At 52.0% G+C, this 20,358-nt stretch carries 16 protein-coding genes and 1 pseudogene; 12 read left to right on the top strand and 5 right to left on the bottom strand.

The annotated features are described in order from the left end of the window. Positions 1 to 7: 7 nt before the first annotated feature. From ACFSW5_RS00085 to ACFSW5_RS00065, 5 genes are all read right to left on the bottom strand, one after another. The gene (locus ACFSW5_RS00085) at positions 8 to 976 is read right to left on the bottom strand and encodes an ABC transporter permease (RefSeq protein ID WP_379268411.1); all 969 of its coding nucleotides are present in this window, start codon (positions 974 to 976) and stop codon (positions 8 to 10) included. Beyond that, positions 973 to 2,607, bottom strand: a complete 1,635-nt coding sequence (locus tag ACFSW5_RS00080) for an extracellular solute-binding protein (protein WP_379268408.1) — start codon at positions 2,605 to 2,607, stop codon at positions 973 to 975. The genes ACFSW5_RS00085 and ACFSW5_RS00080 overlap by 4 nt, the downstream gene beginning before the upstream one ends. A gap of 377 nt (positions 2,608 to 2,984) precedes the next feature. Further along, positions 2,985 to 5,264, bottom strand: a complete 2,280-nt coding sequence (locus ACFSW5_RS00075) for a helix-turn-helix domain-containing protein (protein ID WP_379268406.1) — start codon at positions 5,262 to 5,264, stop codon at positions 2,985 to 2,987. 72 nt (positions 5,265 to 5,336) lie between these two features. Further along, positions 5,337 to 6,008: a hypothetical protein gene (locus ACFSW5_RS00070; protein ID WP_379268404.1), complete on the bottom strand. Its 672-nt coding sequence runs from the start codon at positions 6,006 to 6,008 to the stop codon at positions 5,337 to 5,339. Further along, entirely contained in the window at positions 6,005 to 6,982 is a 978-nt protein-coding gene (locus tag ACFSW5_RS00065; protein WP_379268402.1) for a sugar phosphate isomerase/epimerase family protein, read from the bottom strand. Before ACFSW5_RS00065 ends, ACFSW5_RS00070 begins: the two co-directional genes overlap by 4 nt. A gap of 311 nt (positions 6,983 to 7,293) precedes the next feature. Between ACFSW5_RS00065 and ACFSW5_RS00060 the strand changes: the two genes are divergently transcribed. The 12 genes and pseudogenes from ACFSW5_RS00060 to ACFSW5_RS00005 all read left to right on the top strand — a co-directional run bounded on the left by ACFSW5_RS00060 (position 7,294) and on the right by ACFSW5_RS00005 (position 20,090). Further along, positions 7,294 to 9,027 carry a hypothetical protein gene (locus ACFSW5_RS00060; RefSeq protein WP_379268400.1) on the top strand — a complete coding sequence of 578 codons (1,734 nt, stop codon included), beginning with the start codon at positions 7,294 to 7,296 and terminating at the stop codon, positions 9,025 to 9,027. A 165-nt stretch (positions 9,028 to 9,192) separates the two neighbouring features. Further along, positions 9,193 to 9,387 (top strand): annotated as a pseudogene (locus tag ACFSW5_RS00055) (RNA polymerase subunit sigma-70); the annotation flags it as partial. Between the two features lie 301 nt (positions 9,388 to 9,688). Further along, complete coding sequence (locus ACFSW5_RS00050) at positions 9,689 to 11,107, top strand: Wadjet anti-phage system protein JetA family protein (protein ID WP_023554900.1); 1,419 nt, start codon at positions 9,689 to 9,691, stop codon at positions 11,105 to 11,107. Positions 11,108 to 11,113: 6 nt separating this feature from the next. After that, positions 11,114 to 11,722 (top strand): DUF4194 domain-containing protein, encoded by a 609-nt coding sequence (locus ACFSW5_RS00045; RefSeq protein WP_023554899.1) that lies wholly within the window; start codon positions 11,114 to 11,116, stop codon positions 11,720 to 11,722. Beyond that, positions 11,691 to 15,146, top strand: coding sequence for an ATP-binding protein (locus tag ACFSW5_RS00040; protein WP_379268398.1), 3,456 nt, complete (start codon positions 11,691 to 11,693; stop codon positions 15,144 to 15,146). Before ACFSW5_RS00045 ends, ACFSW5_RS00040 begins: the two co-directional genes overlap by 32 nt. 24 nt (positions 15,147 to 15,170) lie before the next feature. Further along, positions 15,171 to 16,445, top strand: coding sequence for a Wadjet anti-phage system protein JetD domain-containing protein (locus ACFSW5_RS00035; protein WP_083351195.1), 1,275 nt, complete (start codon positions 15,171 to 15,173; stop codon positions 16,443 to 16,445). 346 nt (positions 16,446 to 16,791) lie between these two features. Beyond that, positions 16,792 to 17,028 (top strand): hypothetical protein, encoded by a 237-nt coding sequence (locus ACFSW5_RS00030; RefSeq protein ID WP_023554896.1) that lies wholly within the window; start codon positions 16,792 to 16,794, stop codon positions 17,026 to 17,028. Continuing rightward, positions 17,012 to 17,278, top strand: coding sequence for a type II toxin-antitoxin system RelE family toxin (locus ACFSW5_RS00025; RefSeq protein ID WP_023554895.1), 267 nt, complete (start codon positions 17,012 to 17,014; stop codon positions 17,276 to 17,278). Before ACFSW5_RS00030 ends, ACFSW5_RS00025 begins: the two co-directional genes overlap by 17 nt. 217 nt (positions 17,279 to 17,495) lie before the next feature. Further along, positions 17,496 to 17,765, top strand: a complete 270-nt coding sequence (locus tag ACFSW5_RS00020; protein ID WP_074730222.1) for a hypothetical protein — start codon at positions 17,496 to 17,498, stop codon at positions 17,763 to 17,765. 296 nt (positions 17,766 to 18,061) lie between these two features. After that, entirely contained in the window at positions 18,062 to 18,217 is a 156-nt protein-coding gene (locus ACFSW5_RS00015) for a hypothetical protein (RefSeq protein ID WP_157462203.1), read from the top strand. Positions 18,218 to 18,305: 88 nt separating this feature from the next. Then, a complete protein-coding gene (locus ACFSW5_RS00010) occupies positions 18,306 to 19,439 on the top strand; it encodes a DUF6155 family protein (RefSeq protein ID WP_379268393.1) in 1,134 nt (377 codons plus the stop codon). 12 nt (positions 19,440 to 19,451) lie between these two features. Next, positions 19,452 to 20,090 (top strand): UPF0158 family protein, encoded by a 639-nt coding sequence (locus ACFSW5_RS00005; RefSeq protein ID WP_054799813.1) that lies wholly within the window; start codon positions 19,452 to 19,454, stop codon positions 20,088 to 20,090. Positions 20,091 to 20,358 lie beyond the last annotated feature (268 nt).

Raw genomic sequence — 20,358 nt, 5'->3', positions numbered from 1 at the left:
TCCTTTCTTAAATAATGCCTTTGCCTGTCCAACGCTTGGCTGCGAAATTGGCGGCAAGAATGAATACGAGCCCTACGATGCCTTGGAACAGGCCGATTCCGGTGGCAAACGAAAACTGCCCCGATTGCAGACCGACGGTGTACGTGAAGGTGCTTAACACTTCCGAAACGTCCTTGACCATCACGTTGCCTATGACATAAGGGCGCTCGAAGCCGATCTGCACCATTTGCCCCAAATTCAGGATGAGCAGGGTAACCATCGTAGGCTTGATCCCGGGCAGCGTAACGTGCCGGATGAGAGCGAAACGGCCAGCGCCGTCTATTTTAGCCGCTTCGTACAGCTCTTTGTTGATGCCGGTAATAGCCGCTAAATAAATGATCGTTCCCCAGCCCGCTCCTTGCCATACGCCGGTTGCCAAGTAAGTTACGGTCCAGTAGACCTTGTCCGACAGAAAAGGAATCGGGTCTATGCCGATGCGTCCCAGCAGCACGTTGATGATGCCGGAATTCGTCGCGAACACTTGGTAGACGATGCCGCCGATGATGACCCAAGAGATGAAATGAGGCAAATAGAGCAGCGTCTGCGCCGCCTTTTTGACGGCGGACGAGGTTAGCTCGTGAAGCATAATGGCCAGAATGATCGGCGCCGGAAACGAAACGAGCAGATCGAGCCCGTTCAGCAGAAGCGTGTTGCGCAGCGCGATGTAAAATTCCCGGTTCTCGAATATGTCGCGGAAGGTGTCCAGCCCAATCCATTCGCTCCCCGCCAGCCCTTTAAACAGGTTATAGTCTTTGAAAGCGGCGGCAATGCCGTACACGGGTCCGTACTTAAAGAGCAGGAAAAAGGAAATCGGCAGGACGAGCAGGGCATAAAGCTGCCAATTCCGGATGAACAGCTTCAGCTTTCGGCCGCGCCCCGGGGCGTAAAGCCTCGCGGTTCCGGCAGCTTCGCGCGGCTGGAGATGCTTCGTCCTCATTGGCTCTTCATCGCTTCATACAGCTCTTGGCGTTCCTTCAGAATCGCATCTCCGCCGCTCTTCATCATATCTGCCAGCAGCCGGTCGTAGGTCGCATCGAATTGGTCCGGCTTAGCCAGTATGGAGCGGGCGATCAGCTCGTCGTACTTCTCTTGCAGCATCGTTCCGTATTTGATCTGCGATTCCAGCGGCTTGTCGAAGCGTACCGGGCTTACGCCGTCTGCGACCATAATGTCGAGAACCTTGCTTCCGAGCTCGCGGTATTGCTCGGGAAGCGCGATAAGAGATGCGGTTTTGTTCAGCTCTTCGTCGCCGAAGTCCCGGCCGTTGCTAATAATGACCATGTCGCCGGTATTGAACAGGTCCTTGTTCGTTTGCTCGGAATCGATGCGAACCGGGATGCCTTGCTCCATTTTGTAATGGACGCCTTCCTCGCCGTTTTGCATGGCGAGCATTACGTCCGGCTGCGCCATCCAATCGAGGTATCGGATCGCTTCCGCCGCATGCTTGCTTTCTTTCGGAATAATAATGTACATGCCGGCAGGCTTATACAGCGGCTTGTAATGCTGTCCCGTGCTGTTGGTGAACGGGTCGATGGCGCTCAAGGAAGCGCCCGGCACGTTCGTCTGCAAGTTGCCGTATACTTCCTGCAGCGGTTCCAGGCCATCCGCGCCAAACATCCCGACCTTGCCGGTCTGGATATCCTGATTCAGCTTCTTCTCATCCTTGTCCAAGGCAAAGTCGAGGCTCATCAGGCCTTCGTGGTACAGCTTGTTCAGAAACCGGACCGCGTCCTTATGGCCGGGCAGCAGGGTCGGATAATCCCGGGAACCGAGCTGATGTGTCTCCGTCACGCGCTGCTCCTCGCTAATTTGCTCCGACAAGCCCCATACGACGGGCTCGTAAGAGGAAGGCGTCAAGGAAAAGCCGAACGGTATGACCGAGTCCACGCCTCCGGGATTGTTCTCCTTAAACGCTTTGAGCGTCTCGTATACCTCCTCCGTCGTTTGAGGGGCCGGCAAGCCCAGCTTGTCCAGCCAATCCTGGCGGATGAAGGTAGCGTATTTGCCGACATTCACCCGTTTGGCAGGGATGGCGTATTGCTTGCCTTCGAATACGCCGTAAGCAAGCGTTTCTTCTCCGAGAAACGCCGTCAGGTTAGCGCCGTGCTCTTCGAGCAGCTGGTCCAGCTCCTGCAAGCCGCCTTGCTGCGCATAATTGTAGACGAGGTTCTCATCGTACGTAAAAATAATGTCCGGAACCTCGCCCGAAGCCATCATGACGTTCAGCTTCTGTACATCCTCCGAACGGGGGACGGGCACGTATTCCAGCTTGATCCCGTTCGGGTCGCCGAAATTTTTCTGGGCGTATCGAGTCAAATAGTTGTCCGTCACCGAAGTGCCGGCAGGCGCCTCGCCGCGCTCGTACACCTCGATTTGCAGCGTTGCGGCCGCGGCGGGCTTGTCCGTGCCGGCGGCGCTTTGAGTCGAAGCGGCGTTCGGCTCCGCTGCGCCTTCCGCCGAGCAGGCGGACAGCATGCATACGGCAAGCGCCGATGACAGCAGGACGGAAGCCCTTTGGAACGGCCGCTTTTTTGCTTTTGCTTTTGTTGTTGCCAATCGGTTCAACACGCTTTTGTTTCCTCCCGTTATACGATAATTTGCGGTCCGAACGAGTCTCCAACCGGTCCGCATTTTTGTTATATCGCGCTCCCGGACGATCCGAAATAGACGATTTTCCGATGGCGCCGCACCGCGGAATCCGCCTAACGGCAAGGCTTTGCATCAAGCGGATAAACCTGATTCCGATTATGAACCCGATTCCGTCCGAATAAGGGGAAAATCCAGTCCTGGCGAGGGATTTGCGGCATTCCGTGCACCGGAATTCCTCTTGCAAACATCCGCTTTCGGATAATGGTTGCGCCGGCTTCTCCGCCGGAAGCGAAAAACGCCTGCCGACGCTGCGCGAAGGACCGATATGGCCGGACCCTTACGCAGATCGGAAGGCGTTACGAATTGGGTTGTGTCGCGCGAAGCTTCATTTTTCGGTAGTCGCCGGGGGGGACGCCCTCCAGCTTCTTGAACATGCGGCCGAACGAAATCGGAGTGGCGTAGCCGACCTGCAGGGCGATATCTTGTACGGGATCGTCCGTCGCCACAAGCCTCCTCTTGGCTTCCTCCATGCGCAGCATCACGACAAAATCAACAAATTTCATGCCGAACTCGTCCTTGAACAATTGGCTTGCGTATTTGGGCTTCAAGCCGAACATTTCGCTGATTTGGGTCAGCGACAAATCCGGATCGTTAAAGTGCTGCTCAATATGGCGTTTGACCCGGTTAATCGTTTCCTGGTATTTGTTCGATTTCTTATAGTTGGCGTAATGGAAGGAGAAGCGCTCGAGCCGCTCGGCAAATGCGGCCTGCAGGGACGCCATTCGCGTCTCTTGCTCGGTTAACCGCTGCAGGGAGAGAACGATCTCTCGAAGACGGGAACGGACTTCGGGATCGGCGACGCATTCCGCTTCCTCCAGCAGCAACGCCGTTCCGTGCAATATAATGCTTTTGATCTCCTCGTCGGCGAGCAAATCCGCCTTCATCTGCTCGAAGATCGCGTCGGCTTGCCCGCTCCAGCCGTCATTCCGGCCGTAAGCCTGTTGAACGCATTCCGCCATTCTCTGGTAATACGCAAATGCCGAAGGCTGGCGCCTTGCGGATACGTCCGCATACGCGGCGACCCGGCCAAGCAGCAGCTTATAGCCGAGCGCTTCGAAGGCTTGACGGAACGATACGGCCGCATCGGCTTGGCTGACGGCTTCCAGGCCCGTTCCGATCCAAATGCGAAGATTTAGATGGCGTCCCGTCCATCCGACAATCTCATTCAGCTTGCCTGCAACGTCGCCTTCCGAAGCCCGCTCCCGCCGCAGGATCAGGAGGGCGAGCTTGTCGGCTTCAATCCATTCGGTTTCGAGATGGCCGAACTCCCGCAGCTGTTCCAGGATATAGTTGGCAAGCGAAAATTTGAGCAGCCGTTTTTCCCGTTCCTCCTGTCGCTGCCAAGGAAGAAATCCTTCGACCTGAACAATGGCAGCCTGGCAGAACTCGCTCTCGGGCGGGATTTCAAAATAAGCCGCCTTCTCTTGCCATTCTGCAGAGTCGACCGTTGCGGTACCGTCCAACCAATCCCGGATGAATTGGCGTTTGCCGGCCGTCCAGCCGTCCTGCTGGAGCTGCTCATGCTTCCGGTTCGTTTCCACCAAAGCTTCCAAAGCCCGCTCGATGTATGCGAATTCGTCCGCCGCCTTCTGCTTCGGCAGTTGTTGAAGGGGAAACTGCTGAATCCGCGCAAGCAAAAGCTCGACGGGACGGTAATTGCGTTTGGCCATATAAACGAAGGCAAACAAGCTGCCGGCCAGCACGAAGACGCCTATGCCGACCCAGACATAAGAGATAACCGAAACCCATGCGGACAAGGGGCCTTTTTGAATGCCGCTGTAAAACGTCCACCCAAGATAAGGGGATTGCTGCGCAAAGCTGAGGACATTCCGGTCGGGGGCAGGGGCGCTTGCGGCGGGATCGATAACGCCGTTCGCCGGATTCAGTCTGGCGCCGGTGCGGCTGTCCCGAATATCGAGAATAGACAAGTCGTCCGCATTGTACGTAACCGTCTCCCCAACCAACTGACCGACATTGACGTTAACGACAACGATTCCGTCGCTGCCGAGCGGCAGCGGAAAACGTTGAATATAAGAAGTGACCGCCTCCGGCCGGTTCAATTCGCTATCCCTGAACATCCGGACGGGGAGCCACTTCTGCGTCCTGTCGGCGTGAAGCTGAGCCGCGACAAATTCCTTGTCGGCAAAACGGACGAGCGGCACGATTTCCCTCTCGGTAAGCACTTTCCCGTCCGCGGCGCGGTAAACATAAACCGATTGAATGGAAGGCGAGCTTTCCCTCAGCTTCTGCAAATCCTCGGAAAGCTCGTATTGAATCAGCCTCTCGTCGTCGGCGGGGTCCGCATTTAAGAAGCTGTAAAGCGAGCGATTAACGGCAAGTTCCTGCAGAACGGTTCGTTCGATATCTTGAACGGAGGCTTCGATCGTGCCGGCAATCTGCCGGGTTGAGAGCCGGTCCGCTCGTTCCGCTTCCCGGACGGTCATGTCTGTGACGACGATAAAGGATATGAAAACGACGGCGGAAATGGCGACGAATACGAGCGGCAAGTAGGACAGCAGCATGCGTTTGTATCCTTTTTTTACGATCGGCATATCGTGCCGGCTGCGTTGAAACATGTCGCTCCTCACCTCCGCTTATTCCACATGAAAGGTCCTTAAAAGGGAATGGCCGGCTCCTTACGGGCCGGCTCAAATGCCAAGCTCCTTCAGCCTGGCCCCGATTCTGCCCGGAATTTGCTCGTACAGCTCGTTCCAAGGCATAAGAAACTCCTCCCGAATCCGGTACTCTTTAAATTCGAGCGAAGGCGTAAAAGCAAACTGCCGTAAGTATTGCCGCACCCGTCCGTTGATGCGGTCATTCGTTTCGAACTTGCCGCGGAACAGATCGTTGACGATTAAGCCGTCGATGCCGGCGTCTTCGCCTGCCGCACGGTATAGTCCGGGCAGCAGCTCGAACAAGTCAGGAAGGGGGGAGAAGGCATGCTTGCCCGGCTGCGAATATAACCGCACATGCGTCCCGTCCGCGAGATTGCTGCGGTCCTTCAGCAGGCCGAGCAGCACTTTGCCGTGAAAGCTCGCTTCGCAGCCGATAACCCGGCCGTCCCGGCCGACGTAAACCCATACGTGTTCAAGCTCGTACAAATGGCCGATTTCATAATCCCACCAAATGGCATATTCGATAATGCGCGATAAACCCGGTTCGTCGAACTCGAAGGTCCGGTAGAACGAAGGGGAAGGGCCGGGCTTATCCAATACGGTGACGCCTACGGCGTCCGGATAAAACGGCTCGCGAAGGTCAAACAGCAGATAAGGAGCATAAGTCATCCAATCCGCAACGGCCACTTCATCCCGCCGGTTCATACCGCCTCTTCCTCCTGCCGGTTCAGCTTGTCCAGCTTGCTTGTCATTTTCCGGTGCGATTCATGAATTTCATGCGGTGTGCAGGCTGCCTTTAATTCGTACACCTTGACGGTCGCCTGCGCGATGGCGGGCAGGAAACGGTCGAAATCCGCCTCGTCGCCGCTATGGATATAAGGGCACCAGTGATCGGACAGCTCCACCGTTTCATGGATATGCACCCCGTAAATATAAGGGAGAACGCCGGCAAGCTGCTCGCCGTTATCGTACAGCCCCATCCGCTCCATCATGGTTGCGTGCCCGATGTCGTACCACAGATAGACGCCGGCGCCCGCAAGCTGCGAACAGATTTCCTTCGCTTCCGTCAGCGTAGGCATCTGGTAACAGCGGGAGCGGGTTTCGATGCCGACGGCGACATTCCATTGCTTCCGCGCCGCGATATTGCACGCTTCCTCGAGGCTTTCCCGAATCGTTCGCAAATAAGCCGGGGCCAGCCGCTCGCGGCGCTCCAACATGACGGCCCACAGCTCGCGGTAAGCGGATGACTCGCGTCCCTGCCCCCTGTAGAGCGCTTTAAGCTCGGCATCGATATTATGCTCGAACGGCACCTCTCCGGGGTGGACGACGACTGCCTGAGCGCCGTAGCGATGAGCATGCTCCATCGACCCGAGGAGCAGCTCGACCGCCCGTTTCCGTTTAACCGGATCGTCGAAGCCAAGCAGCACGGAGTCCGTACCGTAATCGGGATCGTTTACGAACGGGAACACGTTATGTACGCTGGAGACGCCGATCTCGCCGCGCTCGATCATCGGCTCGATCGTTTCCATATGCCGTTCCGTTACATTGTAGTTCAGCTCGACCCGGCGGAAGCCAAGCTCTTTGATTTCCTCAATCATTCCTTTTCCGTCAGCGGCATGCCGCTTAATATTCCAGCAGGTGGAGAAAGCGTATTCCTGCTTGTCCGTTTGCGGGACCATGCACCGTTCAGCTCCTTTTATCTCAATCGCCGAAACCGCCCGTTCTTGGACAAGGTCGGCGAAGTCGTTTCAGCTTCTCTGTCAGCGTACTCATTATCGTTTTTGAATATTAAGGAAACGTCATAGAAAAATTAAGTTCTTGTTAAATTGAGGGAATTTTTGCAGGAACGATTACCGGAACGCGACGCCCGACGATTTGTTATGATTTGGTTAATTACGCCAAAAGCGCTTTTCAGGCGGAAGATGCCTGTCTATAATTTTGGGGAACGAAAGGCATTTTTTTCAAATGTTACAATGGAGGGTTTAACACCATGTCTTATGAAAGGCTTGTCTCCATCAACGACGAATGGGCTGCGGCAGAATCGGAGCGGCAGGTGACGGACCCGTCCAGCCGCTATTACGGCGGCGTCGCCGACAGCGCGACGGGCATTCCTTGGCCCAGCCATATGAACACGCCCAAAGTAATGGCGATATGGGGAGCGGCGCTTGTGAATCCGGATTCGGTCTATTACCGCAACGGGCCTTTGCTGGAGAGGCTGGAGCTGGCCGCCGAGTTTATGCTTCGGTTTCAGCATGAGGACGGAACCGTCTCGCCGGGCTGGACCAATTATCATTCGCCGCCGGATACCGCTTTTGTCGTGGTTGGACTGACGCAGCTGTACCGGCTGCTCATCGGTCATCCGTGGGAGGAGCTTAACCGGACGGCGGCTTCGCTGCGCCTGTTTTTGGAGCGGACGGTTCCGGCGATGCTTACAGGCGGCTGCCATACGCCCAACCATCGGTGGGTGCTCACCGCCGCCCTTGGTTCGTTATACCGGTTATTCGGCGAAGAAGCGCTGAAGGATCGGGCCGCCCAGTGGCTCGCGGAAGGCATCGATATAACGCCCGATGGCGAATGGACGGAAAGGAGCAACGGCATTTACAATACCGTCAGCAATATTATGCTGTGCCACAGCGCTGCGACGCTGGACCGTCCCGAGCTGTATGAGCCGGTGCGGCGCAACTTGAAAATGATGTTGTATTTGGTGCATCCCGGCGGGGAGGTTGTAACGGACTACTCCGGCCGGCAAGACTTCGGCCAAATCTATAAGATGGACGAATATTATTCCGCATACAAGCTGATGGCCAAGCTGGATAACGATCCGGTGTTTGAGGCGATGGCGGCTTATATCGGCGAAGGGATGACGCATCCCGGACCGCTTCCCAACAATGCTTTGCTAGGCCATCTGCTTCACCCGGATTGGCGGCATCAAGGAGAGGCCCGTCCCGAATTGCTGCCGGACCGTTACCGCATCGTGATCAACGGTACATTCGACAGGGAGGCTTTGCTTAACCGGATGGAAGGGGCGGGACATCACGGACGGATCTTCCATAGTTCTCTGCATACGGAAGCGGGAGCGCCGGTCGCCCGCATACGGGATAAAGGCTTAAGCGCTACGGTCATGACGGAGGCGCCTTCTTTTTTTGCGCTGCGTCATAACGGTGTCCGGCTCTTGGGCGTGCAGCTGGCTTCGACCTTCGGTCCGGGCACGATAAAGTTTCAACGGCTGGAACAGCTCGAAAGCGGCTACCGCTTGACTGCGGCAGCCGAAAAAGGCTATTACGGGCCGATTCCGGCGGCAAGCGGGACCAGTCCGTGGTATTTGCTGCCCCACCAGCTGCGGCCGCTGACCCATTCGCAAAGGCTCGAAGTAACGGTTGAAACGGTCGAAACGGCCGCCGGGTGGGATTTGCGGATTCGCGCCGCTTCGCCTGAAGATGTCGTAACTCAGATCGTGTTTCTTTTTGGCGAAGAAGTCGACATTAGCGGAGGAAGCTGGCTGCCGGACTCCGGCGACGGCAAAGCCCGGATCTGGCGGGATCAGACGATCCGCTGCAGCTGCGGAGACGAATGGATCGAGCTGACAGGCGCTTTCCTTCAGCATTATGCCGACGGAATCCGCGGCGCGGAAGTGCCGGCGAACTGTCAGGCGGTTAAAGTAAATCTCGTAACGCCAATCGATGCGACCTTCACGCTCAGGTTGTCCGGACGCCCCGGCGCATAACGGAAGGTTGGGTCCCGAGGGACAGGAGAGCACCGCCGGTTTTCGGTAATTGCTTCGGTACAGGCACATATAGGCCGCCGCCCACATACAATGTAGAACGAACATCAATGTGCGCCGGGGCGGGCTTGCCGTCCAACGGCTATCCGAACCTGGAGGTGCTTATTCATGGGAATTTTCGCTGCAATTGCGCTTTTCATCAAACAGCTGATGCTGCTCGTTTCGTATGTCAAAAACAACGCATTTCCGCAGCCGCTTCATGAGGACGAAGAGTTAAAGCACTTGCAGCTTATGGCGGAGGGAAACCAGCATTCCCGCAATTTGCTGATCGAACATAACTTGCGGCTCGTCGCGCATATCGTCAACACGTTGTGAACACGAACCGACGTCAGGAAGCAGCGCGTTTTGTGTGCAGCGGGCGGTTTGTGCGGTGAGGTGGGCCGAGCTATATGGAGCCTGAATCAGCCGGTCCGAGGGGGCCGGTTTTCTGCTTCTTCTGGAGTTAATACCGATACTTGAGAGCCTTGTACGGCAAGTATTCCGTATACCAATGGAGCTTGCCATTAAGATTGAAGGGAATAGCCGTATTCTACCATACTTCATATCTTCCAAATCTAGTATAATAAAGTATCGACATTTTTCTCCGAAAGGGTATGCGCGCGGTATGATGAACTTGTTTGATGTAGTACCGGAAGGATTATTTCATCTTCTGACGGGTTCCAATCGGAAGATATATGCGGAAGCACTGCTGCTTTTATACGAGCATTCGCAAAGGGAGCGGTTCGGCATTCGCTATGAAGTCATGCGGGATCTGCTGCAGGAGCTGCTGGAGACTCAACAAGAAACGGGTATGGTCATTTCTGCCGATGAGGATGAGCCGGTTGGAGCTGGAAGAGAGGATCAGCTTACGTTAGAGGATGTCTCCAGAGCTCAGGCCAATGCATTGCTGCGACGGCTGGAACGGGCGAAGTGGATTGATGTGGAAACCCGCAGCCAGTTCGAAGCTTATATTGTACTTCCCCATTATGCCAGCCGGCTGATTGCGGTGTTTCAGGAATTATGCGAAGCACGGACGGTCGAATATCAACGGTTTGCTTTTGTAACTTATCAGCTTCTTACCGGCGAGGAGGCCAAAATGCGCCCTTGTTTCGCCGTAATGGAGGCGGCACAGGTAACAAGGCAATTTCGCCATGAATTGATTGGGTTATACAATAATATGAAGCATCACATGGAGACAGTTGTTCAAAAAACTTCGATTCGCGAAGTGCTGGACCATCATTTTGAAACCTATAAATCGCAAATTGTAGATAAAAGCTATCACCGGCTCAAAACGTCGGATCATGTGGCGCGCTATCGTTTTCAAATCCTTCATACGGTTCAGAAGTGGCTCCTAGATCGGGGTTTGCTGCAGGAAGCTGCAATGGACGGCGTCAAGAGCGAGCTGTATGAAACGGTTGAACAAGCGGAATATGCCGTCAAGGAAGCTTTATTCTTCATTGAAGAAACCTTTGTCGGGCTGGAAGAGATTTTCTATCAGATTGATGTGCGGCATAACCAGTATCTTCGTTCTTCCTACGACCGGGCCAGATATTTGAGTCAGCAGCATGAAGGATTGGACCGCCGGTTGACACGTCTGCTGGAGTTGCTCGGCCAGCAAAAGCAGGATGCGGAATACTCGCTGTTCGCGATTAATCAGGTTCGCGGATGGTCAGAGCAGTCACTCCTGCCGCCGCGCCGCCGAAGGATGGCTCATCAGCCGGAGACCCATGTTACGGTTCCGATTCCGGCACACGTGATGGAGGAGCTGCGACAGAGGAACGTAGAGAAAATGCGCAAGGCCATTACCCGTAAAAAAGTGGATGATTACGTCATGACCCGGCTTGGTGACCGAAAGCGCATGGAACTGATCGAGCTCGCTCCAAGTAGTGCCGAGGAATTTCTTATGCTGGGGTATGTTTATTTGTATGGCTCGGATGGTGGCTCGCGTTTCAGCTTGGACCGGCAAGGCAAGCGGCAGACGGTTAGTGTCGGAAGATATCGATTCCACAATCACGACATTGTCCGTAAAGAGCGGGGAGGATAACGATTCATGATGTTTCAAGATTTGAGCGACTCTGAACAATCGAAGGTCAAAGAAGTAATCCAGCGACTCATGGAGGTTAACCTTCTGATCAAAGACAAGGACCGGGAGTTGTATGCGACAATTCGTCGCTACCGTACCGCGTTGGAGGGCTATTATCGATTCCTTGGTTGGGAACTTGTCGTGGACGAGCGGCATGAATGCGTCTATCTGCATATTCCCGATGGCCGTCTTCGCCGTAGGCTTGACCGGGAACAGACACTATGGCTGCTGGTGCTGCGCTTACTATATGAGGAGAAGAGGCAAGGTCTATCGCTGGCGGATTATCCTATGATTACCCTTTATGAAATTCGCAGCAAGTACGAGACGTTCCGGCTGGAATGGGTAAACCGTACCGCATTGGACAGGCTGGTTAGATTGTGTGTACAGGCCCAATTGATTGAACCGCTGGATTCCGACATTCGTTCCGATGATGCCCGGTTCAAGCTGTTCCATACTTGGATCTATATGATTCAGACGGATGAGATGCAGTCGTTACTTGATAAGCTAGAATTGTACCTGACGAACGCGGAGGGAGGATTGCTGGATGAAATGGATGAAGCGGCTGCGTCTGATTAACTGGCATTATTTCAAGGACGAGGAGCTGGAATTCGGAAAACAGACGTTGATCACTGGACAGAACGCCGCGGGAAAATCGACGATTATTGACGCGCTGCAGGTGCTTTTCGTTGCTGATCATCGAATGATCAAGTTCAATGCGGCTGCACACGATGACGCCAAACGCAGCTTTATCAATTATCTTAGGGGAAAAATCGGCAGCGACGAGCGCTCCTTTTTGAGGGACGGCGATTTTACGACTTATATTGCAGCTGAATTCCGGGACGAGGACCGTAAGGAATGGTTCGTTGTCGGGGTAGCGATTGATGTATACCGAGGAAGCACGACCGGGGAAGAAGAGTATTTCATTTTGTCAGATCGGCGGTTGGATGATTTGCAGTTTGTCAAATCCAACGGCCAGCTGCTCAATCGAGACGAATTCCGCAAGCGCTACGGTGGGGAAAGCGTCAGGGTCAGCGGGCTCTCCGGAAAAAAGGCTTTGTTTGAAAGGAACAAGACCAACTATCAGAAAGCCTTACTCGCCCGGATGGGACAGCTTCATGATCGGTTTTTCACAATATTCACCAAAGCGCTCTCGTTCAAGCCGATCCAGAATATCCGTGCTTTTGTCTACGATTATATACTCGACCGAAAAGAGCTGCAGTTGGATTTGATGCGGCAAAATTTCGAGATCCACGAACGGTATCGCCAGGAGCTGGAGCATCTTCAGGAGAAGAAGCTGCACCTGCAATCCATACGTGAGTGTTATGCCCAGTATGCCAAATACAAGGAGACTGCCATTGAGCAGGATTATGTGATCCGGCGCTTGAAAGCGGATTACGAGAGTGAGAATCTGGAGCAGACCGAACGGGACAATGTCCGGCTGGAAGAAGAGCTGCGACAGCTTGCGGATGATATTGACCTTGCCGCCCGGTTGCAGGCGGAAGCCCGGGACAAGCAGCAGGATGCTTACCAGCGCTGGCAGAACCATGCTGCGGAGAAGCGCAAGAAAGAGCTGCACGAGGACATTGCCCGGCTCACCGCTCAACAGAGCGAGGGAGAGAGGCTCTTGCTCACGTATCGGAGACAAATTGAACGGGAGCTTCAGCTATTGGCGAACTTGTACGATTGGCCGGACAATCCGTACTGGACATGGAAGCCTGGAGAGAGGGAGACGCTTCGCAGTTATCAGGAGAGCCTGGCGCGTCTTGACGCTGTGGCACGTTGCGGAATCATTGAAGTCCATGAGGAAGAAGAGTGGACACGGGATCTGGCTGAGATTGGAGAAGGTCTAACGGCGTGGCGTGACAGGATGCTCGTTCAACATAACCAGTTGCAGGAAAAGCTGGGTGAAACGGACGCTCGAATCGAAGAGTTAAGAACGATCATTCGTGATCTGGAGCAGCAGAAGCGCAGCTATGCCGAACCGGTGCGCCAGTTGAAGGGCATCTTGGAGGAACGGCTGCGGGGCCGCTCGGCGGTTTGGGTGTTTTGCGAGCACATGGAGCTCAAGGAAGAGCTTTGGCGTAATGCGGTGGAAGGGTATTTGAACACCCAGCGCTTCGATCTGTTGGTTGAACCGGAATGTTTCGCAGAGGCATTGTCTATTTATGAAAGGGAGAAGCGAACCTATCGGCTGGAAGGCGTCGGTCTCGTCGATACGGAGAAGGAGAAGCGGTATTTGGGAACGGCCGTAACCGGTTCCCTGGCACTCGAGCTGCAGGCGGAGCATCCCGTAATCCAGGCGCACGTCGAGCATTTGCTGGGCAAGGTGATGAAGGCTGCAAACGAGCAGGAACTGCGACACCATCGTACAGCGGTGACCCAATCATGCATGGTTTACAACAACCTGGTAGCCCGGCAGATGCGCAAGGAGCAATACGAGGTTCCGTTCATAGGCGCCAAAGCGATCGCCCGCCAGTTGGAAATCCGCCGCTCCGAGCTGGTGTCTGCCCAGGACGAACGGCGCATGCTGTATGCTTGGGGTGAACACCTTTCCGAATGGATCGGCAAATTGAAGGAAACGGGCTGTACCAAGCTTGCCGACCATCTTGGCCTGATGCGGCATATCCACGAATGCTCGGAAATGCTATTGCAGAAGACAGAGGAACTGAATGGTCTCGATTTCAGCGAAGCGGAGCGGCTGCAGGCGGAGTATGAGCAGTGGAAGAAGGATGAACAGAAGTGGCAACAAAAATGGGGATCCTTACTCCAAAAGCAAACGGAAACCGAATCGAAAAAGTCCGAAGCGGAAGGAAAGCTGCACTTGCTTCGGATTAAGGTGCAAGAGTACGAAGCCGCATGGCGGAATTGGATCAATGAGCACGGCAGCGAGCGGGAAGCGGGAGCGATGCAAAGATACGAAGAAGCATGCAATTCGTCCGCCTCCGCTTGGCAGAAAATCCAAAATTGGGAAGGCAGCTGGAAGGGTCAGCAGACACTGCGCGACAGCCAGTTCAACAAGCTGCAATTAATGCGGCAAAAATATAATATCGATCAAAATTTTATCGCCGACATCCAGAAGGTCACGAACGAGGATTACGATCGGCTGCTTGAAACGATCGAACACCTGAATATTCCGGAATATCAGGATAAAGTTGCGGCGGCTTTGAAAGAATCGGAAGAGGAGTTCAAGTCCCACTTTATTTTTCGGTTAAGGGAAGCGATCGAGATGGCCCGTAGGGAGTTTCACGAGCTGAACTATGCGCTGAGGCATTTTCCTTTTTCCGACGACAAGTATCATTTTGAGGTTTCCCCTAGTGAACGTTACAAGCGCTTCTATGATGCCGTGATGGATCCCATGCTTTTGGAAAAGGGTTCATTGTTCGAATTACCGGACAATGATCGTACCGAGGTTCTGCATGAGTTGTTCGATCTTCTGGTCAAAGGTGAGGCCGGACAATTGGAGGAGTTCTCGGACTATCGGCAATACTTGGATTTCGATATTATCGTAACATCCGGCAACGGCAAATACCGCTTCTCGCAAGTGCTGAAGGAGAAATCGGGAGGCGAGACGCAGACACCGTTCTATATTGCGATATTGGCTTCCTTCCACCACTTATATTCCGGAAAAAGCACGCGGCTTGTCATTTTCGATGAAGCGTTCAATAAAATGGACGAGCAGCGGATTCAATCCAGTCTGCGGTTGATTAAGCAAATGGGTCTGCAGCTGATTGCCGCCGTTCCCGATGAGAAGATGCAGCATATGGCTCCTGAGGTGTCCACCACGCTGTTCGTCAGCAAGCATAACTACCAGTGTTATGTAGACATGATTGACAAATGGGACAACGGGGCGGAAGACGAGATGGCGAGAGCGGGAGCCGTGGAAATAGCGGAATATGAGGCTGAGGCGGCTGCCGCATCGAATTTATCGAACGTTGACAACGGGAAATCCCCCTCAGCCGATGATGCGGATGAAGGAAACGGTCAAGGCTTTTTATTCTAGATTTTATGGTAAGGGGTGATCTGCTTGGAGATTCATGAAACGCCATATAAATCCAAATTTGTCTCCCAGCTGCTAAACCTCCTGTTGGACAAATACGAGTTAAGCCAGTCTTTTGTAACCGGGCAGCCTTCCAAGCAAAGGCCGCAGCTATCTCTTAACAAAAGTCCATTCTGGCAAGATTATACAGACGAAATGGATTTCCGTAAACGAATTTGGATCAACGAAGCAGCTTCCGAGTTGGAGCGGCTCGGACTTGTTGAACTCAATTGGGCCCGGTTTCGCACCGGCGAGCAGTTGGAAAGAATCTATCTGCGATGGAGTGAGTTGAAGACGGCTTATCGCGTTGCGGGGCGGATGCCGAAGCGGGACAAGCTGGAACGCTTGCGGCACATCCTTACTCCCTTATCCCGCCATCCTTGGGAATGGGTCAGGGTGTGGTCTGAACAAGCCGATGTATCGCTAGCCGAAGGTAAAACTGCCCACCTGGAGGTGGACGATCCAGAGGGGTATAAGGATCTTGTTTGTGTATTGCTGGAGCTTCCTAGGCTCGAGCGAGCCGTTCCAATAAGATTACTTAGCCAGAGGCTGTTCAAGGACTCCAAGCACATGGAAAGAAACGTTCAACGAAGGTTGCTTTCGCTCGCCAAGCAGGCATCAGGAGAGGAGCGTGAAACCGAGGAAGAATGGCTTGATTTCCTCGGGGTGGCCAAAAATCCACAAATTGTGCTGGTAAGCGGGCCTCTTTCATTCCGTACTACCGACAGTCGTAAGGTTGATATTGGAGTGTTTGCCGGTGGGGTTGGCTTATCGGATAAAACGGTGGAAGAAATGTATCAAGTGCAAACAGTTGCCACTCGGATAGTAACAATTGAAAACTTGGCGACTTATCATCTGTGGCTCGAACACGCTTCCGAGCTCCGCGACACAGAGCTTGTTCTATATACCGGGGGATTTCCCCATCGGTCATTGCAATCCTTTTTGTGTAGACTGGCAGAGCATTTGGCCTCGGCATCGGAAAAGAACATTGAAGTGTATCATTGGGGTGATATTGATCTGGGAGGAATCCGGATTTTTGAATACCTGCGGAAGAAATTCTTTTCTAATCTGAGGCCCATGCTAATGGATGCGGAGACGCTTCTTCGTTACGAGTCCTCAGCGGCGTCAATCAGCGATGAATATGCCGGAAAGCTTGAGGAGGCTCTAAAGGATACCCGACTGACCCATTGGAGGCAGGTGCTGCAAACGATGCTTGATCGAAGGATACGCTTGGAACAGGAAAGTATTGTGGAATTGGATTAAAGAAGAAAACAATGGACATTAACTTTCTGACTTTTTGTTATGGAGGAAAACCAGACCACTCATCTTTGACGAGGGGTTCAGGTAACGTTCTTGTATTCACGAATCCGAGAACCTTAAGGCAGCGTAGCTGCCGGCCGCGACGCGGTTAGGTTCGCAGGGTTGTCTGCATGAATCTTCTCCCCCGAAATGCCTCGGGCAGACCAAGGGCCGTATGGCCCGAAGCGTGAATACGGTGTTAGCTGATGTTGCTGACTACCTTGAAATAGCCCGTACGATCTTTATGAAATTTCATTAAGTACGTGTTATAATAAAATTAATTTAGCTTTTCTAGATAGGGGTTGATCGAATGGCAGTTTCAAAAGATCATTTGAACAAATTAATTCAACAATTACCTGAAGAAGCCCTTCCAATCGCTGCTGATTTCTTGGAAAAATTAGTCACAAATAAAGAGTATCGTCATATCCCTTGGGATGATGAGCCAACTACTCAAGATGATATTGAAGCAATTAAAAAAGCTAAAGAATCCTTTAGACGTGGCGAGAGTATTAAACTTAAGGATGTTATCGATGACTTACTCAATTGAGTTCTATAAAGATGCTCTTAAGTATTTACAAAAATTAGATAGGACGAATCGTATTCGAATTACTCAACATCTACAAATTCTCTGTGAAGACCCTTATCATCCAGAGCTCGATATCAAAAGGATGCAAGGAACAATGGACGAATATCGATTACGAGTGGGTTCTTATCGAATTATTTATTCAGTTGAGAATGATAAGTTACTTATCCAAGTAATTAAAATTGGCTCTCGTGGTGATGTATATAAATCTTAACTTCTAGGTCTATTCTTACAGGGTAGGCCTTTTTACTTTTCTTCAGATCTTCAGCAATTTCAGCTAACGGCGCGGTTTGCGAAGTAAGGGTGGACGAGCTACATGGGCGATATGCCGGTCCGTGGGGACCGGTTTTCTGCTTCTACAGGATTCGGGGCGGTTTATGTTATACTGGTGATAAAAGAGCGGAAAAGCTTATGACATGGGGTGACATCGAATGGAAAAGGTCAATTCACCGGAAGAGTTGATGGAGAACATATCGAATATGAGCCGCGACAACTCCGTGTACCACTTTCATATTCCAGGAAAGGGAAAGTTCACTCTCGTCTTGCAAGAGGAAGAGCAGCGGTCCATTCAAGCTGACGTTGAGTCTAATCCGGAATTGAAGGTCATGATTGAACAAAGCAGGAAGGAATTCAAGCTTGGCAAAGCCTTGAGCACATCGGAGTTACTGAAATCCTTATCTCCCGAGGACTTTCGATCATGAACCGCGTAGTTTTATGGTCTCCGGCAGTAAGCTCTCCCAGTTTCGCAGCGAGTGATTTTCTCCCGAGAAAACGTATGATTTCATATAATTATTCATTCTTGAAACAGAAGCTATACTCACCAATCCCATTATAGGCAAAGCTTATACTGAGGAAGACAGACCTATGCGGGACTGTCGCGTATCATTGTGAAGAGGTCTAGGATTTCTTTTGAACAGCAGGAGAATGAAGTTTAGAATGTTCCTTCCCGGAGAGAAATGAAAATGATTGCTCAGATTTATAATTGGGAGGAGAACAGTTGGCTATGCCCCTGCCAAATAAGTTGGACCGACAAATGTCTGAGGATGAATGCAGCATTGACGATATCCTTGAATCGGCTGGAGTTTTAACTCCGGAACAAGCTGCGCATTTGACTGATGAAATCAAAAGGATGCGCGAAGAAGAATGGGAATGAATCTAAATAGCCTACCCATTGTAATTCCAACCGGGATACAGTGGGATTGTTTATATACTCGGAATACTTAAAAGGAGAACAGACGATCATGGTTTATAGATGCAGAATCGAACTGAATGAGATTGCCCCGAAGATTTGGCGGGAGTTTCAATTTCATCCGGACGTGACGTTTCATCAGCTTCACAAAATCATCCAATCGGTCATGGGATGGGAAAATTACCATTTATACGAGTTTCATGTGAAAGAAAAGGTGATCGGTCTGCCCGATCCGACATTCGCAGATATGGAAGACCGAGAGGTATTGAATGCTCGAAGAGAAATCGTTCAGAAGCATGTTCACGAAGAAAACACCGTATTTACATACGTGTATGATTTTGGAGATGATTGGCAGCACACGGTTACGTTGATCAAAATCGACGCATCGACATCCGACCCGGCACCCTTGTGTCTAGATGGTGCCCGCGGCTGTCCGCAGGAAGATGTGGGAGGCGTGTGGGGGCATCAGCATATGCTGGAAGTACTGCTTACTCCCAATCATCCGGAGCGGGATCATTTTATAGGCTGGGTTCGAGAAGGATATGATCCCGAACATTTCTCCTGCGAAGAAGTGAATCAGGAGCTTGAGCGACAGAAGGACAAGCTGATCCCCAAGTCACTGGTTAAGCGGCCGGCAGGGAAAAAGCCTGTGAAGCTGACGAAGTCTGCTCTGAATAAGCATCTGAAGCAGCTAAATAGCGACCAGCTTATCGATTTGGTGAAGGCTTGTCATGGCGCCAGCAAAGATATGGAGAAGTTTCTTGCTGTAAGAATACTGGGCGATGAAGCAGTAGAGTCTCTCTTTCAAGAGTATTGCAAGAAGGTTGAGAAAGAGTTTTTCCCTGAGCGGGGATTTGGCAAGCTGAGACTCCAGGAAGCGAAACATGCGATCTCGGAATTCGAAAGATTGACTGGAAATGCCAGGTACGCCCTGGAATTGAAGCTGGTCTACGTTGAAAATGGAGTTGATTTCACCCTAAGCTACGGGGATATTGATGAACGCTTCTACTACAGCATGGTGTCCATGTATGCCGATATCATTGATCAAGTAAATAAAGATGAAACAGCCGAGTTGTTCGACGAATTCGAGGAGCGCCTTGAAGCCGTGGTTTCGAAAACAGAAGGGATCGGCTGGGGTTTTCATGACAATTTGGCTAATCTGCACGCTCAAATAAGATGGATTTAGGTGGGGAACTTAATGCGCGGCAGGAAGAAAAATAAGCGGACCGGTCAGAAAGCGGAATTCACGGGGCTGTTGGAACAAGACGAGAATTTCTATTTTATCGCCGGATATACGGATGGCGGCTTCCCGTATGGAACCACGTGGGAGGAATATGAGGCGGAACAACGCGGCGAGTTGATCAAAGCGATAGTAGCTGAGGGAGAACCTATGAAAGAATTGAAATTGACCAAGCAGCAGTTTCAGGAGATTGTGGATGCATACGACATGTACGTAGAAGGAATAGAGTCCTTCCTGAATATCGAAACTGGAGATGTTGTCACGTTGCGAACGTTTGACCGGGATGAAGAGGACGAAGAATTAAGCGAGATCATTGAAGAAGGCTTTAATGAAATTTACTTTCGGATACCGAAACGGGAGTCGGATGAAGGATATACCGACATGGTTGATTTTGCGGAAACGGTTGAAGATAAAAAGCTGCAATCCACTTTGATGCACATATTAAGCGGCGGCAAGAGAATATTCCGAAGATTCAAGGATGCGTTATCTTCCGACAGCGAGCAGTTAGAGCGGTATTACCAGTTTGTTGAAGAGCAGAATCGCAAACGTGTTTCTGATTGGTTGGAATCCATTGAAGTGAAGTTGATTCTCGAGTAATCAAGAAATGTTTGGGCAGGGGATACCGGTGAAACGTTCTTCAAGACAGACGATGATTAAGCTGTATGCTCAAGCGGTCATTTCGGAACTTCAACAATTAGGTTATCCCAATGATCAAGCTAACGCAGTCTTTTTTCGACACTATCGAGACATGAAACGTTTATTTGGTCTTGAGCAGAATGTATGCGATTTTGCAAAGATGATGAGTCTGTCAAGAATTTTGTGTAAACTCGGTTATGCCAAAGTTTGGTGCCGGACTTGACATGGA

The organism is Paenibacillus thailandensis (genome assembly GCF_042685365.1).
GTDB classification, from domain to species: Bacteria; Bacillota; Bacilli; order Paenibacillales; family Paenibacillaceae; genus Paenibacillus_AP; species Paenibacillus_AP thailandensis.
The sequence above is the reverse complement of the archived record's forward strand: the minus strand, read 5'-3'. Positions and strand labels throughout refer to the sequence as shown.